14 protein-coding genes are annotated in these 16,976 nt (G+C 60.0%); 12 read left to right on the top strand and 2 right to left on the bottom strand.

Annotation, left to right across the window (positions count from 1 at the left end):
- Nucleotides 1–78: 78 nt before the first annotated feature.
- A complete protein-coding gene (locus EST62_RS06485) occupies nt 79–876 on the bottom strand; it encodes an endonuclease (protein WP_129051290.1) in 798 nt (265 codons plus the stop codon).
- Between the two features lie 20 nt (nt 877–896).
- Nucleotides 897–2,231 (bottom strand): DNA methyltransferase, encoded by a 1,335-nt coding sequence (locus tag EST62_RS06480; protein WP_129051289.1) that lies wholly within the window; start codon nt 2,229–2,231, stop codon nt 897–899.
- 321 nt (nt 2,232–2,552) lie between these two features.
- Here EST62_RS06480 and mraZ point away from each other — a divergent pair, with 321 nt between their 5' ends.
- The 12 genes from mraZ to EST62_RS06420 all read left to right on the top strand — a co-directional run bounded on the left by mraZ (nt 2,553) and on the right by EST62_RS06420 (nt 16,968).
- Nucleotides 2,553–3,020 carry a division/cell wall cluster transcriptional repressor MraZ gene (gene mraZ, locus EST62_RS06475; protein ID WP_129051288.1) on the top strand — a complete coding sequence of 156 codons (468 nt, stop codon included), beginning with the start codon at nt 2,553–2,555 and terminating at the stop codon, nt 3,018–3,020.
- A 4-nt stretch (nt 3,021–3,024) separates the two neighbouring features.
- Nucleotides 3,025–3,975 carry a 16S rRNA (cytosine(1402)-N(4))-methyltransferase RsmH gene (rsmH, locus tag EST62_RS06470; RefSeq protein ID WP_129051287.1) on the top strand — a complete coding sequence of 317 codons (951 nt, stop codon included), beginning with the start codon at nt 3,025–3,027 and terminating at the stop codon, nt 3,973–3,975.
- A 19-nt stretch (nt 3,976–3,994) separates the two neighbouring features.
- Nucleotides 3,995–4,438 (top strand): hypothetical protein, encoded by a 444-nt coding sequence (locus EST62_RS06465; protein WP_129051286.1) that lies wholly within the window; start codon nt 3,995–3,997, stop codon nt 4,436–4,438.
- A 27-nt stretch (nt 4,439–4,465) separates the two neighbouring features.
- The gene (locus tag EST62_RS06460) at nt 4,466–6,418 is read left to right on the top strand and encodes a penicillin-binding protein (protein ID WP_129051285.1); all 1,953 of its coding nucleotides are present in this window, start codon (nt 4,466–4,468) and stop codon (nt 6,416–6,418) included.
- Nucleotides 6,418–7,938, top strand: coding sequence for a UDP-N-acetylmuramoyl-L-alanyl-D-glutamate--2,6-diaminopimelate ligase (locus tag EST62_RS06455; RefSeq protein WP_129051284.1), 1,521 nt, complete (start codon nt 6,418–6,420; stop codon nt 7,936–7,938). The genes EST62_RS06460 and EST62_RS06455 overlap by 1 nt, the downstream gene beginning before the upstream one ends.
- Nucleotides 7,939–8,108: 170 nt before the next feature.
- On the top strand, nt 8,109–9,533 hold the full coding sequence (gene murF / locus EST62_RS06450; protein ID WP_167599216.1) for a UDP-N-acetylmuramoyl-tripeptide--D-alanyl-D-alanine ligase: 1,425 nt from the start codon (nt 8,109–8,111) through the stop codon (nt 9,531–9,533).
- A gap of 7 nt (nt 9,534–9,540) precedes the next feature.
- On the top strand, nt 9,541–10,647 hold the full coding sequence (gene mraY, locus EST62_RS06445; RefSeq protein ID WP_129051282.1) for a phospho-N-acetylmuramoyl-pentapeptide-transferase: 1,107 nt from the start codon (nt 9,541–9,543) through the stop codon (nt 10,645–10,647).
- A gap of 1 nt (nt 10,648) precedes the next feature.
- Nucleotides 10,649–12,046 (top strand): UDP-N-acetylmuramoyl-L-alanine--D-glutamate ligase, encoded by a 1,398-nt coding sequence (murD, locus tag EST62_RS06440; RefSeq protein ID WP_129051281.1) that lies wholly within the window; start codon nt 10,649–10,651, stop codon nt 12,044–12,046.
- Nucleotides 12,047–12,105: 59 nt separating this feature from the next.
- Nucleotides 12,106–13,272, top strand: coding sequence for an FtsW/RodA/SpoVE family cell cycle protein (locus tag EST62_RS06435; RefSeq protein WP_129051317.1), 1,167 nt, complete (start codon nt 12,106–12,108; stop codon nt 13,270–13,272).
- Nucleotides 13,269–14,372, top strand: a complete 1,104-nt coding sequence (gene murG, locus EST62_RS06430) for an undecaprenyldiphospho-muramoylpentapeptide beta-N-acetylglucosaminyltransferase (protein ID WP_129051280.1) — start codon at nt 13,269–13,271, stop codon at nt 14,370–14,372. The genes EST62_RS06435 and murG overlap by 4 nt, the downstream gene beginning before the upstream one ends.
- Before the next feature lie 202 nt (nt 14,373–14,574).
- The gene (gene murC, locus EST62_RS06425; RefSeq protein ID WP_129051279.1) at nt 14,575–15,993 is read left to right on the top strand and encodes a UDP-N-acetylmuramate--L-alanine ligase; all 1,419 of its coding nucleotides are present in this window, start codon (nt 14,575–14,577) and stop codon (nt 15,991–15,993) included.
- 36 nt (nt 15,994–16,029) lie between these two features.
- A complete protein-coding gene (locus tag EST62_RS06420) occupies nt 16,030–16,968 on the top strand; it encodes a cell division protein FtsQ/DivIB (RefSeq protein WP_129051278.1) in 939 nt (312 codons plus the stop codon).
- Nucleotides 16,969–16,976: the final 8 nt, after the last annotated feature.

Genomic DNA, 16,976 nt, shown 5'->3' with positions numbered 1-16,976 from the left:
GATATTTACGATTTTTATGAAGTCACATTCGAGCGCGATTCGAGATAAGTGAATTCCAAAAAAGCAGATAAATGGTACTCACAAGACTCTTTTGCGATAATTCACCACATCTTCTTCCGTCGTTTGCTCAGACAACACCAAACGGTAATGCTTCTCCCTGCTGATCGAAACCCCTTTTTCATCCATTTCAAAAGAAAACAATGCCAAAAGGTTATCCTCCATTATTTGAGCAGCAACAGGGCGACATACAAGCATCGGAAACTTTGCAGAACACAATGCAAAATCTTGCTCGATCTGGACAATACCTAACTTGTCAGAGCCTCCTTTCGCCTGTACCGGAATAACATATTGTGCACCATGCTTATCGATACCGACATATATCTCATCCGTTTCAACCTGTCCAATTTCAGGAACCGTTGTCCGAAGATGATTTTGCAGTGAATAACAGGTTATTCCTGTAAATATATCTATAAGACGGTTGTATCGAAGCTTTGCCAACAGGCTTTGCTCGTCATTAAATGCATACTTTTCAATAAGCCCCGGAGTAGCATCTGGTATTTTGGTTTCAACCAGCAGAGTGTTGGGGCTTATTCGGGATAGCGTCGTCAGTGAAAACTTGTATTTTGATTGTCCTGTCGGACGAATAACCCATTCGAGTCCTTCGGGCGCAATCCTTGTTATCGATTCCGGCAACATAGCTCGATACCTGAAACTGTAGATAATGTCACCAAGATTTTTTGGTAACGCAATCCCTAATTTATTGGCGGAACGGACCAAATCTTCGCGTTCAAAAGAAACATCCGTATCGTCTTTTCGATAGTTCTTTCTGAAAATATCTTCTATGATTGCAGAGTATCTGTTATTGCTTTTTGCCATTCAGGTTCTCCGATTAACGACTATCCGGGCCATTTCAATATAACAACTTCCTCACGCATATCTCTTTTAGTGGCTGTCGCAAACCGGGTACGGAACAGATCGATACCCACCACTTCATACCCTAAAGATTCAGCAATTTCAGCCAATAGTTCTCCGGTCTTAATCATCACCCGCAAGTAAGATGCCTGGTCGCCGACCACATAACCCAAAGAGGCTCCCGGTTTCAGGAATTGCCTCAGATCAGCGAAGTGACGAGCCATGCCACCAAAATAGAGCTTCGTTACACGCCCGTACATTTTCTCAAAACCTGAAGTTTTGTTGAGTTCTATGCGCCGGTTTTCTATTGTATTAGCAATCGACTGAATTTCCTGATGATGGGAAACCCAAGCGTCATCGGTATCGCCCTTGTAAACATTTCTGGTATTGGAACGAAGCAAACCTTTTTTCAATCTGCGCAAATCATCTTTATTGTTCAGATATCCAAGCAAAACCGATTCCAACCGGGTTGTGCGCGTGTAATCTTTTTCGTTTGGATAGGGTGGCGATGTGAAAACAGCGTCAATGCTATTCGGCTTCAATACGCCAGCCATTTCACGAGCATCGGCGTTATAAACAACCGATATTGCCGTGGATGGCGACTGATTGTTAATATCCGATGCTATCGCCCTTATTTCTTCCATCCAGTATTCTATAACGGAAGCGTCCTGTTTTTTTACACGGCGAACGCCAACCTCCGGGCCAAAATGCAAGTTGCTTATCGAAAAAACGAGCGCTTTCGACAGGGCAATCATCTCATGGCTGGAAAAAGGCTCTTCGCAACAAGCGCGTATTTCGTCAAGCAGTATTAAAGATTTGTGTAAAGGGATCGGGCTTATGGACTCCTTTAAAAGCAGTTTTTCCGTTTCTTCCGGTAATCGTCGTAAAAACCCTCCGCTGTGCCGGGTTATTTTTCTCTCAGCTTTTTCGGCAATTATCTCCGCATGTTCAAGAAACTTGCCCGAATCAACCTGCCAGTTGACTTTTACAGAACTTGCAAAATGCGCAACAGGATTGGCTTCAATGCCAATGGTATGAATGCCCTGTTTTTTTGCTTCGACTAACGTTGTGCCTGTACCGCAGAATGGATCGAGAAGGGTTTGCCCAGGGGTTAAAGAAAAGCGGGCAATGTAGTCTCGCACCAGATGCGGTGGAAAAGATAAAACAAACCGGTACCAATCATGAAACGCCCTGTCGTTTTGATCGAGCTTGTTTGCCAAACTGTTTTTTTTCGGCGCGACAGCGCGCTTGTTAGCTGAAAAAAGCTCCTGCTGATAATGAAGTATATCTCTTTTTTTCAAAGCATTATGCGTAGCCATCAGTAATCACCTTCTTGATTTTTCTAACCTCGCTGACTCGTGACAAGGGCGTCGTGAACGATCCATTTGCCATCCTTCAAAAGGTCAAGATACAGCTTTTCGAGTTCCATTTGAGAGCCCTGGATGCCGTAAGCCCGGAATTCAGCGTAATCCGTTGCTCGCGCTGTGCGTTGGGCATCCTCGATTTTCTGGCTCTGCCGCGAGGACGCTCGGCGCTTACAGAACGCTTTTCCGCCCATTTTACATTGAACCTTCTATTTTTTTTGAACTTTCGATTACCTACATTCAAGGTGGGGGAAAGTGGGAAAAAGTGGGGAATTTATGCCCGGATTTATCGGAAGAGAGCAGCATAGCGTCGATGAGAAGGGGAGGCTTCTGATTCCGGCCCGGTTTCGACGCAAGTTCCTCTTGCAGGAGGACAACTCCGGCACGGGCGCTCCGAGCCGCTCTCCGGCGCTCTATGTCTTCAAGGCCGACGATGGCTCGCTCGAACTCTACGAACCGTCGGTCTGGAACGAAAAGGAGCAGCAACTGCTCAAGCTTTCCGATTTCAACCCCGACGAACGCCTGCTGACCACCATGATCTATGCGCGTCTCGACCAGACGGAGCTTGATCGCTCCGGCAGGATCGCCCTGTCGCGGGAGATGCTCGATCATGCCGGTATCGTCAAGGATGCGGTCATCATCGGGGCGAACGCGAAAATGGTCGTCTGGGAGCCGCTCCGTCTTGAAACGCTGCTGAGCGATAACGCAGGCCGGTTCGCGCCGCTTGCAAACCGGTATATCTGAGGCCATGGATTACCAGGACTACCACGAGCCGGTGCTCGTCAGTGAATCCGTTTCGCTGCTGGTCACGCTTCCGGGCCTCTACATCGACGGCACGCTTGGCGGCGGGGGCCACTCGCTGCTGCTGCTCCGCCGTCTCGAAACGCTCGGCGGCGAGTCGCTTCTTGTCGGCATCGACCAGGACACGCACGCGCTCGAAGCGGCGGCCGAAAAGCTCGGGAAGTCCGGCGGCAATTACCGGTTGCTCAGGGGCAATTTCGGCATGGTCAAAGAGTTGGTGACTCCAATCGTGCGAGGCGAGGCGTTGCCGGTCATGGGTTTTCTGCTCGATCTCGGTGTGTCGTCGTATCAGATCGATACGCCGGAACGAGGATTCAGTTATCTCCGGAACGGCCCGCTCGACATGCGGATGGATCCGGAGGGGGCGCTGACCGCCGCCGATGTGGTCAACGAATACGACGAGGCCGCGCTGGCGAGGCTCTTTTTCCGCTACGGCGAGGAGCCGCTCAGCCGCAGAATCGCCAAAGCGCTCGTTTCGGCAAGAAGCGCCTCGCCGCTTTCGACGACCGGCGAGCTGGCCGAGGTGGTGCGGGCCGCCTGCCCGCGCAAAGACCTCGCCATCAAGACGCTGTCGCGGATTTACCAGGCGCTGCGTATCGAGGTCAACGATGAACTCGGCGTGCTCGAACAGGCGCTCGCGGATGGTTTCGAGCTGCTCTCTCCCGGCGGACGGCTGGCGGTCATCAGCTACCACTCGCTGGAAGACCGGATCGTCAAGCGCTTTTTCAGCGCCAGATGTGCGGCGGACTGGGGGCCGAAAGGGGTAGGACTTCGCGAGCCGCTGAAACCTGCCGAGGCGATGCTGGCCACGCGAAAGCCGGTCGAGGCAACGCCGGAGGAGACCGGGCGCAATCCGAGAGCGAGAAGCGCGCGACTCAGAGTCATTCAGAAACTTTAAACATCAGGGGAGGTGTGCCGTGAACGTGTTGAAATCCGCCGGAAAGCAGTTTGCCGGTTTTACCGGAATGGCGGCCAGGCTTTTCGGGCAGGAGAACGGCGGCGGCATCGAAGCGCTTGACGGGCGGCCATTCGGCTTCGATCCGGAAGTTCGCTACCATTCTTCGCAAAAGGAGCCTTCGCCGGAAATTTTCGATATCGGCTCGCTGCTGCGGCTGAGAACCTTCGTGTACCTTGTCATCGGTACGGCGCTGTTCCTGGTGCAGATCAACAATACCCTCGCCATCAACGACCTGGCTCGGCGCAACGAGCGCTTGCGGGAGCAGCTCAGGATCAGCACCAGCATCCGCACCGCCGAGGAGCTGAAAAGCCGCGAGCTTCAAAGCATCCGCTACATCTCCGGCTATGCCAAAAAACTCGACCTCGACTCCTCGTTCATTCCGCCGGTCGAGATCGAACCCTGACCGAACCGTGATTTCATCGACGAGCGCATGAACGACGAGCAAACAACACCGGAACAAGGCGGCACCAGCGACCGTGAGTTCGGCCTGCGCCTGGGGGTCATGGCGGCGATCATGCTGCTGTTTTGTCTGGCGATTGTCTCGAAACTGCTGGGCATCCAGGTGTTCGATGTCAAAAAGTACCGGGCAAAGGCAAACCGCCAATACGAGGTGATGGTGACCGAAACGGCCCGCCGGGGACGCATTCTGGATCGCCAGGGCCGTCCGCTTGCCGAGAGCGTCGAGAGCATCTCCTTTTATGCCGATCCCAAACATGTGCAAGATGCAGGAGCCACCGCAAAGCTGTTTTCGGACACCTTCGGCAAGAGCCGCCGCAACTATCTCGACCTGCTCCGCAAGAAGAAGCGCTTTGTCTGGCTTGAGCGCAATGTGCCGGTAGCGCGCGCCGGGCAACTGATGAGCCTCAAGATCAAGGGGGTGGGCTTCAAACGCGAGCAGCACCGCTACTACCTGAACGTGGCCGCGCAGCTCATCGGCCTGACCGACCGCGACAACAAGGGGGTCAGCGGCATCGAGAAGAGCTTCGACGAAAAGCTCCGGGGCCGCGACGGCGTGCGGATTTTTCAGCGTTCGGCAACCGGCGAAAGCTACCCCGCGCCCGACGCCGAGCAGGTGCAACCCCTTGCCGGCAATGACGTGATGCTGACCATCGACGCCGACGTGCAGGGCATCCTCGAAGAGGAACTCGCACAGGCGGTCGCGGAGTTCAAGGCTCGGAACGCGATGGGCATCGTGATGGACGTGCGGACCGGCGAAATCATCGCAATGGCCAACTACCCCACCTTCGACATGAACCGCCGGAAGGGGCTGACCATCGATCAGATGCGCAACCGGGCGATCACCGACATGTTCGAGCCGGGATCGACCTTCAAGATCGTCATGGCCTCGGCGGCCACCGAGGCGTTGCACTGGACGGCACAGACGCCGGTTGATGGCCACGGAGGCTCACTCATGGTTCATGGAAAGTTCATCCGGGATCACGAGCCGTTCGAGGCGATGAATTTTCAGAAGGCGATCACCGAGTCGAGCAACGTCGTCGCGGCGAGCACCGCCATGAGGCTCGGAGCGCAAACCTTTTACCGCTACGCCCGCGCCCTCGGCTTTGGAGAAAAGACCAGGGTTGACCTCATCGGCGAGTCAGCAGGGATGCTCAAGCCGGTTTCGCGCTGGGGCAGCATGACGCTTCCCTGGATGGGTTACGGCTACCAGGTCATGGCAACGCCGCTCCAGGTGATTCAGGCCTACGCCACGCTGGCCAACGACGGAGCGCGCATGAAGCCCTTCATCATCAAAAGCGTGACCGGGCCTGACGGCAAGACGATCACGGAGCATGAGGCGCTGAAGGTAGCGCAGGCGCTGAAGCCCGAAACGGCCCGGTACATGGCGAAGGAGTATTTTCGCGCGGTGGTCGAAAAGGGCACCGGCATGTCGGCGGCAATCGAGGGAGTTCCGGTAGCGGGCAAGACCGGCACGGCGCAGAAGCTGCATAACGGAAGCTATCAGGGGTGGCGCTACTACGTGGCGTCGTTCGTCGGATTTTTTCCTTACGACAACCCTCAGTATGCGGCGATTATCGTTGTCGATGAACCGCAGACAGCGTATTATGCCTCAGCCGTCGCGGCCCCGGTTTTTTCGAGGGTCTGTGGCCGGGCGCTGGCCTGTTCTCTCGAAATGCAGAAACGGCTGAGCATGAAGGCCCCCGAAAAGGAGCTGCTCGACCGCGTCTCGACGGTGGTGGTGCCCGATCTGAAGGGGCTGCGCGAAAGCGAAGCCGCCAGGCTACTCGAATGGAGCGGCCTGAAACTGGAGCCTGCCGGGAGCAGCGGCGGAAGCGTGACCTCGCAAAGCATCGCACCCGGCACGATGGTTCGTAAAGAGACAAAAGTCAGGGTGAGCCTGACAAGGAGAGTCCAGGAGAAGTGATGGAGGAAAACCGCGCAGGAGCGCCGATGGTGCAGCTCGACCGTCTGGTTTCCGGACTCGGCTTGCTGGTCGAGCGCCGGGGCGGCAACGGAGCGCAAGCCGTCACCGGCGTGACCTGCCATTCGCGGGCAGTCACGCCGGGCGCAGTGTTCGTGGCGGTACGCGGCCTCTGCGCCGACGGCCACTGCTTTATCGACGCGGCAATCGAGGCGGGCGCGTTGGCAGTGGTGTGCGAAGAGCTTCCGGCGGAACGCCGCGATTCGGTCACGTATCTCGTCGTGCCTGATGCCCGCAAAGCGCTCGCCGAACTCTCGAAGGCGTTTTACGGCAACGCCTCGGACGAGCTGATGCTCATTGGCGTCACCGGCACGAACGGCAAAACCACCACCGCGCGACTCATCGCCTCGATGCTCAACGCTTCAGGCATTCCCGCAGGATACATCGGCACGGGGCTGTGCCGCATCGGCGACCGCGATATTGAACTCGAACGCACCACGCCCGAATCGAACAGGCTTCATGCGCTCTTCCGGCAGATGGCCGATGCCGGGTGCAAAGCGGCGGTTATGGAGGTCTCCTCCCACGCGCTGGTGCTCGACCGCGTACACGGGCTCTTCTTCCGAGCAGCGGTGTTCACCAACCTGACGCCGGAGCATCTCGATTTTCACAAAACGATGGAGGAGTACGCCGAAGCCAAGCGCCTGCTCTTCGACCGCCTCGACAGCGAAGGCTTCGCCGTCCTCAACGCCGACGATCCCCGTGCGAAGTTCATGACTGCCAAACTTTCGCCAGAGCGGGTGTTCTGCTGTTCGACTCGTGATGAATCGTTCTGCGATCCCGACCGGCGCTTCGAGGCGAAAGTTTCGGAGATGAGCGTCGATGGATCGAAAGCCGAGGTTGCCTTCCGGGGCCGGACGATGACGATGGACGTGCCGTTGCCGGGGGCCTACAACGTGATGAACATGCTCGAAGCCTTCGCCATCGGCGTTGGTCTCGGCATCCATTCCGCCACCGCGCTTGCGGGGCTTGCCGCAGCCGAGAGCGTAGCCGGGCGGATGGAGCGCATCTGGAGCCGCGACCGCAGCCGCTGCGCCGTGGTCGATTACGCCCACACGCCTGACGCGCTGCAAAAGGCGCTCGAAGCCCTGCGAAGGGTGACGCCCGCAGACGCGAAGCTCGCGGTGGTGTTCGGCTGCGGCGGCAACCGCGACCGGCAGAAGCGCCCCGTGATGGGCCGCATCGCCGCCGAACTTGCCGACCGGGTGATCCTCACCTCCGACAATCCGAGGGATGAAAATCCCGAAGCGATTCTCGACGAGGTCGAAGCGGGCATGGTGGGCCGGGCGCACCTGCGCATCGCCGCCCGCGCCGAAGCGATCCGCCGGGCGGTCGCGGGACTCGGCGAGGGCGACATTCTGCTGGTAGCCGGAAAGGGGCACGAAGCGTACCAGGAGATCGAGGGCGTCAAGCACCACTTCTCCGACCGCGAGTGCGTGGAGGCGTGCTTCGCGCAAAGGCAATGAGCGTAATTGAGTCGGCGACAATACGTCACAAAAGTCTCCGAAATAAGAAATTGGGCTAAAGCCCTGATTTATTTTGTGTTATCCATACCAACCCCCGGACTGAAGTCCGGGGCAATTGTTTTAAGCGTTTTAATCGCTGGAGTAATAATAAAGGAAGTGAGGAAGTGACGATGAAAGGTGCGCTGATTTTCAGCGATTTCAGCCGGGCGGGAACCATCATCGCCCGCGACGTGGACGAGGGCTACCGGCTCGACGATCCGGTGGTGGTGATCGATTCCCGCAAGGCGGTCGAAGGTTCGGTGTTCGTGGCGCTACCGGGCGAGCGCACCGACGGCCACCGCTTCGTCGGCGCGGTGTTCGCCGCCGGAGCCGCGTGGGCCGTGGTGTCGCGGCAGTGGTTCGCCGAAAAGGGGGCGGAGTTCAGCGGCCCCGGCCACCGCTTTCTGGTCGCCGACGATCCGGTCGCGGCGTTCCAGCAGCTCGCCACAAGCTACCGGGAGCGCTTCGACATTCCGGTGATCGGCATCGGCGGCAGCAACGGCAAGACCACCACCAAGGAGATGGTGTCGGCTGTGCTCTCGACCGGCTTCAACGTCCTCGTCACGCAGGGCAACTTCAACAACCACCTCGGCGTGCCGCTGACGCTCTTGCAGATGCGCCGCGACACCGAAGTGGCGGTCGTCGAAATGGGCATCAACCACCCCGGCGAGATGGAGTTTCTCTGTTCGCTCGTCCGCCCGACGCACGGCCTGTTGACCAACATCGGCCACGAGCATCTCGAATTTTTCGGCTCCCTCGACGGCGTGGCCGATGCCGAGGCGGCGCTGTTTCGCTACCTCGAAGCGCATGGCGGTAAGGCGTTCGTCAATCTCGACGACCATCGCCTCGCCGCCGCCGGAGCCGAGCTGTCACGCAAAACCGGCTACGGGGCGACGCCGGAAGCAGGTCGCGCGTGGTGGGCCGAACAGATCGGCGCTGACCGCGTGGGCCGCATTTCGTTCACCCTTTGCTCGGAGGCCAACGTCCGACAGCCGGTGGCGATGCAGTTTGTCGGTCGGCACAATGTCATCAACGCCGTGGCCGCCTCGGCGGTTGGCGCGCACTTCGGCCTTGATCCGGCGCGGATCGCCGACGGGCTTGGCTCGCTCCAGCCCGCCAAAGGCTGGAAGCGCATGGAGCTGTTCGACGACGGCGAGATCGTGGTGCTCAACGACACCTACAACGCCAACCCCGACTCGGTGCGCCTGGCCCTCGACACGCTCGCCGCCATCGAGTGCCGTGGCCGCCGGATCGCCGTGCTCGGCGACATGCTCGAACTCGGCGACAATTCGCCCCTTGAACATGAGATCATCGGCAATTATATTCGCCAGCTTCCGGTCGATGCGTGCCTCACCATCGGCCAGGCTGCCCGGCTCGTCTGCCGCGAAGCGGGCGAGCGCTGCCTGGGCCACTTCGAGACGATGGACGAGCTGCGAGGCTTCCTCGTGGAGTACGTCCAGCCGGGCGACGCGGTGCTCTTCAAGGGGTCGCGCGGCATGAGGCTCGAACTGGCGGCGGACGATCTTATCAAACAGCAACAAAAGCACACGATCTGAACCGACGATGCTCTATTACATTCTCCGGTATATCAACGAACTCTACACGGTGCCTGGTCTGCGGGTCATCGAATACCTGACCTTCAGGGCCAGCGCGGCGGCGATTACCGCCCTGTTCATTACTCTCGTTGCCGGGCCGGGATTCATCCGCTTTCTCAAATCGAAATTCGTCGAGCCAATCAAGGAGGAGGCCCCGCCGGAGCATCGCAAGAAAAAGGATGTGCCCACGATGGGCGGCCTCATGATTATTTTCGCGATTGAAATCTCGGCCTTTCTCTGGGCGAAAATCGACGACCCGCACGTCTGGCTCATCATGCTGGCGGTCTTCTGGATGGGACTGATCGGCTTCATCGACGACTACCAGAAGGTGGTGCTGAAGGTCAAAGGCGGTCTGGCCGGTCACTACAAGCTGATCGGGCAGGTCACGCTCGGCCTCGTGATCGGCTTCTACACCTGGAACGACCCTGCCTTTTCGGTGCTGCTCTCCGACACCACCGTGCCCTTTTTCAAGAAGCTCTCGGTCGATTACGGCATCTTTTACATTCCGGTGGTGATCTTCATCATCACGGCGGTCTCCAACGCGGTCAACCTCACCGACGGCCTCGACGGCCTGGCCGCCGGAAACGCCGCCATCGTCACCTTCGCCCTCGGCGGTTTCGCCTATCTTGCCGGAAACGCCGTTTATGCCGGTTATCTCAGCATTCCCTTCATCTCCGGCGCGGGCGAGGTTACCGTGGTGAGCATGGCCATCGTCATGGCCTGCGTCGGATTTCTGTGGTTCAACTCCAGCCCCGCCGAGGTGTTCATGGGCGACACCGGCTCGCTTTCGCTCGGCAGCGCCATCGCGGTGATCGCGCTCATGATAAAGCAGGAGCTGCTTTTGCCGATTCTGGCCGGAATCTTTTTCGTCGAGACCCTCTCGGTTTCGATGCAGGTTGGCTGGTTCAAGATCACGAAAAAACTGTACGGCCAAGGGCGGCGCATTTTTTTGATGGCCCCGCTGCACCACCATTTTCAGTTGAAAGGATGGGCGGAACAGAAGATCGTCATCCGCTTCTGGATCATCTCGATCCTGCTTTTTTTGACAAGTCTTATGACTCTGAAACTGCGATAACGTGAAACCGGAAGAGCTGAAAGAAAAAGCGGCGTCGATCATCGGCGCGGGAAAGAGCGGCGTGGCGGCGGCAGGCCTGCTCGCGCGAGCCGGGGCGCGGCCATTCGTGAGCGAATTTGGCGCCATCAGCCCGGAGGCGGCGAAAACGCTGCGCCAGCTCGGCGTGCCGTTCGAGGAGGGCGGCCACTCGGCGCGGGTGTTTGAGGCGGCGCTCTGCATCGTCAGCCCCGGCATTGCGCAAACAGCGCCGGTCATCCGACAGATGCGCGAGCGCGGCATTCCGGTGGTGAGTGAAATCGAGCTGGCGAGCTGGTTCTGCCCGGCTCGCATCATCGGCATCACCGGCACGGACGGCAAAACCACCACGGCCACGCTCCTCCACCGCATCTGCGAGGCGGAGGGTGAGCGGCGCGGATTCCGCGCCTTCAGCGTGGGCAACATCGGCATTCCGTTTTCGCTTGAGGTCTCCGCCATGACGGCGGCGGACATCGCCGTGCTCGAACTCTCCAGCTACCAGCTCGAAGGGTGCTTCGAGTTCCGGCCCAATATCGCGGTGTTGACCAACGTCACGCCCGACCACATGGATCGCTACGGCGGCAGCATCGAGGCCTACGCCACGGCGAAGTTCCGCATCCACTCGCGCCAGAGCACGGGCGATACGCTGATCTGCAATCACGACGATCCGATCCTGCGGGCGCACTTCGACCGGCGGGAGCCGTGGCCCTTCCGGGTGGTGCGCGTCGGCCTGCGGGCCGCGCCTCTCGCCGATGCGCCGGGTGACTTCGTTTCGGTCGCGGGGGGCGAGCTTGTCGTCCGAACCTCCGGCTCGACCGAAAAGCTGATGCAGATTGACGAGATCATGAAACCGGGCTTTCGAGGCGACCACAATCTCTACAACGTGCTCTCCTCCGTGGCGGCGGCCTCGGCGGCTGGCGTTTCGCCGGAGACGATGCGGCGTGTGCTCGCCGGGTTTGGCGGCGTCGAGCACCGGCAGGAGTTTGCCGGAACTGCCTGCGGTCTCGACTGGATCAACGACTCCAAAGCCACCAACGTCAACGCTCTGCGCCAGGCGCTCCAGTCGGTTCCGGCGGGCATGGTGCTCATCGCGGGCGGGCGCGACAAAGGCAACGATTACAGCGCCATTGCCGACATCGTGCGGGAGAAGGTCGCCTGCATCGTGGCGATTGGCGAGTCACGCGAGAAGATCGCCGACGCCTTCCGGGGCGTCGTTACCGTCCACTCTGCCGCGTCGCTCGCGGAGGCGGTCGAGCTGGCTCGCCAGCAAGCCCGGCCCGGCGCGAGCGTGCTCTTTTCACCCGCCTGTTCGAGCTTCGACATGTTCCGCGACTTCGAGGATCGCGGGCGCCAGTTCAAGCAACTTGTCCGGGAGCTGGCATGAAGCTGAGTGATCTGAAGCTGAATTTCGACCTCGCCCTCGACGACGCGCCCGCCGATTCGATGGAGCTGCTGCCCGCCTCGACCGGGCGGGGCGAAAGCATCGCCGGCAAGCTGCTGTTGCTGATCGTCGCCTTCCTGATGTGTATTGGCGTGGTGGTGGTCTATAGTAGCGGCGCGGGCTGGGCGGAACAGAAATTTTCCGATCCGCAGTACTTTTTGTGGCGGCAGCTCTCCTTCGCCATCGCCGGTATGGTGGTGATCTTCGTGGTGGGAACCCTCGATTACCACATCTTCCGGAAAATCAGTAAACTGTTTCTGTTCGTCAGCATCGGCCTGTTAGCCATTCTGCTCCTGCTCAAGCTGGCGCACGTCATTCATGGCGCGGCCCGCTGGATCGGTTTTGGGCCGCTGAAGTTTCAGGCCTCCGACCTGGCCAAATACGCCATCATCTTTCACTTCTCCCGGCTGCTCGCCGAAAAGCGCTCCTATATCAAGGATTTGCATGACGGCTACTATCCGATGCTGGTGCTCCTGATGCTGGTGGTCGCGCTGGTGGCGCTCGAACCGAACTTCAGCACCGCCTCGCTCATTGCCATCATCGGCTTCACGCTGATGTTCATCGGCGGCATCCGCATCAAGTATCTGCTCGCCACCGCATTGCCGCTGATTCCGATCGCGGCGGTCTTCGCCATCGCCGCGCCCTACCGCGTCGCCCGCCTCGTTTCGTTCGGCGGCGGCGAGAAGGAGTTCAGTTACCAGGTGCGGCAGGCGCTGCTCGGCCTCGGCAACGGCGGCCTGTTCGGCCTCGGCCTCGGAGCGAGCAAGCAGCGGGAACTCTACCTGCCTCTGTCGTATAACGATTTTGTTTTTGTTGTCATCGGCGAAGAGTACGGCTTTATCGGCGCAATGGCGATTCTGCTGCTTTTTAGCGGACTTTTCGTCTGCGGCATCATCATCGCCAAGCGCGCGCCCGATCTGTTCGGGCGCTACGTGGCCACGGGCGTCACCTTCGCCATCGTCTTCTTCGCGTTCATCAACATCGCCGTGTCGAGCCACCTCATGCCGACCACCGGCGTGGCATTGCCCTTCATCAGCTACGGCGGCACGGCGCTGCTCTTCAACTCGCTCGGCATCGGCATTCTCGTCAGCATTTCGCGATTCCGGAAAAAAAGCGAAACGATGCAGAAGGCGCTGGCGCTGCTCGAATCGAAGGAGGTCGCGTTATGAAAGCGCTCTTCGCGGGCGGCGGCACCGGCGGCCATCTCTACCCCGGCGTGGCGATGGCGGCGGAGCTGAAGAAGCGCGTGCCCGGCATCGAAATCTCCTTTGCGGGCACCTCCGCAGGAATCGAGGCGACCGAGGCGCCGCGCCTCGGCTACCCGCTCGTGCTGCTGCCGGTGCGGGGATTGAAGCGTGGTCTGTCGCTCCGCGCGCTGGCGGAGAACGCGGCCATTCTCGCCGACTTCGCCAAGGCGCTCTCGATGGCGATGGCGTTCATCCGAAAGGAGAAGCCCGACGTGGTGGTGGGCACGGGAGGCTACGTCAGCGCGCCGCTGCTGCTCGCCGCGCAGCTTTCGGGGAAAAAGACGCTCATCCAGGAGCAGAACGCCTTCCCCGGCGTGACGACGCGGCTTTTGGCGCGGATGGCCTCGGAGGTGCATCTGTCCTTCGAGGAGAGCCGGAAGTTTTTCGGCGGCAAGGCGACGGTGTTCGTGACCGGCAACCCGGCGCGGGAGTTCGGCGGCGAGAGCCGCGAGTCGTGCCTCGACTTTTTCGGCCTCGACCGCAGCCTGCCGACGCTGCTCGTCTTCGGCGGAAGCCGGGGGGCGCGGGCGATCAACAACGCCGTGCTGAAGCTCTGCCGCCGCCTCGAAGGCGCAGTCAACCTCATCTGGCAGACCGGCTCGCTCGACGCCGAGCGGGTGCAGGCGGAGGCTGGCCCCTCGGCGACCCGCTGGATCGGCCCCTACATTCAGGAGATGGGCAAGGCCTACGGCGCGGCTGACCTGGTGCTGTGCCGCGCGGGCGCGTCGAGCCTCGCCGAGCTGACCAACCTCGGCAAGCCCTCGGTGCTGATTCCCTACCCCTACGCGGCGGCGGATCACCAGCGCCACAACGCGCAGGCGCTCGTCAGCGCGGGAGCGTCCGTCATGATCGAGGACTCGAAAGTCGGCGAAGAGGCGTCGTTCGAGGCGATCCTCGCGCTCTTCCGCGACCGCGACAAGCTCGCGCGGATGGGCGCGGCGGCCCGGCGACAGGGCCATCCCGGCGCGGCGGCGGAGCTTGCGGAAAGAATAATCGCGCTCTCGAAACAGGGCGGACGCTGATTGCCGGGCGAGGCGGGGGATCGATTTGGATTTGGAGAATTGGGCGGCGGAGTGGATGTATTCATGTTCCGGCCACCAAAACGCATGGACAATTGCCCCGGACTTTAGTCCGGGGATCATGGACTAAGACAAAATAAAAAAGGGCTTTAGCCCAATATCTTTCTTTGACGAATGTTGTGATTCATTAAAGGAGTGAAACTCAATGGAACTGGGAAAAACGAGGAATGTGCATATCGTCGGCATCGGCGGCGCGGGCATGAGCGCCATCGCCGAACTCTTGCTGAAATCCGGCTTTTCGGTCAGCGGCTCCGACCTCGCGTCCGGCGAGGTGATCGAGAAGCTGCGTGAGCTTGGCGCGGTCGTTCACCAAGGGCACCAGCCCGAAAACGTTGGCGCGAGCGACGTGGTTGTTTACTCCTCGGCGGTGCGCCCGGAGAAGAACGTCGAGATTCTCGCCGCCCAGAAGCTCGGCATTCCGGTCATCAAGCGCGACGAAATGCTCGGCGAGCTGATGCGCCACAAATCGGGCATCTGCGTCTCCGGCACCCACGGCAAAACCACCACCACGGCGATGGCCGCCACCATCCTGATCGAAGCGGGCCAGTCGCCGACGGTAATGATCGGCGGCGTCTCGGACTACCTCAAGGGCAGCACGGTGGTCGGCGAGGGCAAGTACATGGTGATTGAGGCCGACGAGTACGACCGCGCCTTCCTCAAGCTTACGCCCACCATCGCCGTGCTGAACAGCCTCGAATCGGAGCACATGGACACCTACGGCACGATGGACAATCTGCGCGACAGCTTCGCGGAGTTCGCCAACAAGGTTCCCTTTTACGGGCGCGTCATCTGCTGCGCGGACTGGCCGGAGATCCGGCGCATCATCCCGCGCCTGAACCGCCGCTACACCACCTTCGGCATCGAGGAGCACGCCGATGTGATGGCTTCCGGGATCGAACCCGGCGAGGGCGGCAGCACCTTCACGGTTGAGGCGTTCGGCGAGCGCTACGACGGCGTGCGGCTCAACGTGCCCGGCAGGCACAACGTGCTCAACGCGCTGGCGGCCTTCTCGGTCGGCCTCGAAATCGGCCTGTCGCCGGAGAAGATTATCGCCGGTCTCGGCGCTTATACCGGAATGCGCCGACGCTTCCAGACGAAGTTCCGTGGCAGCGACGGCCTCTTCGTCATCGACGACTACGCGCACCACCCGTCGGAGGTGAAGGCGACGGTGAAGGCGGCCCGCGAGGGGTGGAAAGAGCACCGCATCGTGGCGGTCTTCCAGCCGCATCTCTATTCCCGGACGGCGGAGTTCGCCGGTGAGTTCGGCTGGGCGCTCTCCCGCGCCGACACGGTTTACGTGGCGGGCATCTACCCGTCGCGCGAGAAGTCGGAAGACTACCCCGGCATCACCGGCGAGCTGGTGGCGGAAGGGGCAAGAACCGCCGGAGCGAAACAGGTCGTTTTCGCCGGTGACAGCGACGAACTGACGGCGGCGCTTCGCCAAGAGGCCGCGCCGGAGACGCTCTTTCTCTTCATGGGCGCGGGGGACATCACGCACCTGGCCGCGCGATTCGCCGCGTGGTGCGCAGAGGGGCGCGACAATGCAAATCCGTCGGCGTCGTGATCTTCGCCGTTGACAGGCATAACGGGAGCAAGAGGCATGGTTCGTCCTGAAAATGAGCGGTGGGCAAAGGAGCCAATGACCGGTTCCGGCCAGCCGGAGTTCGGCGAGCCTGAGCCTACCCGCCCGCGCAAGGGCAAGCTGCGCCGTCTTTTCAGCGCCACGCCGGTGATGATGGCCTTCGCCGCGCTGCTGCTCGCGGCGGTCGCGGCGCTCTCATGGTACGCGACGCAGTGGAAGCAACAGGTGACGCTCAACCGGGTGGTAGTCAGCGGCGCGAACCTGATTCCCGATTCCGCCATCGAGCGTCGCCTGAAACGGTTCAAGGGAAAGAATCTGGACGAAGTCAGCCTCAACGATGTCCGCCGGGCGCTCGCCCCGGAACCGTACATCAAACAGATGCGAATCGGCAAGGAGCTGAACGGCATTCTGCGGATCGATATCGAAGAGCGGCGTCCGGCGGCGCTCATGGCCGATGAGGGGCGGAACCTCATTATCGATACTGAGGGCAATCTGTTGCCCGACGAAAAGGTTTCGGGACGGTTCCGGCTCGTGCCGGTCTATGGCGCGAGGAGCGTGGGGCCGACGAGGGCAGGAGGCCTGCGGCAACTGAACGATAAAGACAAAAGTCTGCTTTTCGATCTGCTTGACGCCTTCGACAAAAGCGCCTATGCCCGGTTGATGGTTTCAGGCATTCACCTCGATCGCGACAACAGGACGTGGTTCTCCGTGGCGGGGTCGCCAATACGCTTTGTTGTCGGAAACGACGGGAATTTCAAGGAAAAATTGAAAAAATTCGAGATATTCTGGCAAAAGGTTGTTGCAAAAAAAGGTATCGATTGTTATGAATCGGTCGATCTTCGTTTCCGGCACAGAGTGTTCGCCACATCGCCCGTGACCGAAGCAGCGTCCGCGGATTCTTCAGCGGCACCGGCAGCCCCGCCAGCGGGCGGCCAACTTTCCGATGAACATCATTGAACCCAGAA

It is taken from the genome of Chlorobaculum sp. 24CR (assembly GCF_004118635.1).
Lineage (GTDB): Bacteria > Bacteroidota > Chlorobiia > Chlorobiales > Chlorobiaceae > Chlorobaculum.
This window is presented reverse-complemented; position numbering and strand designations above follow the sequence as displayed.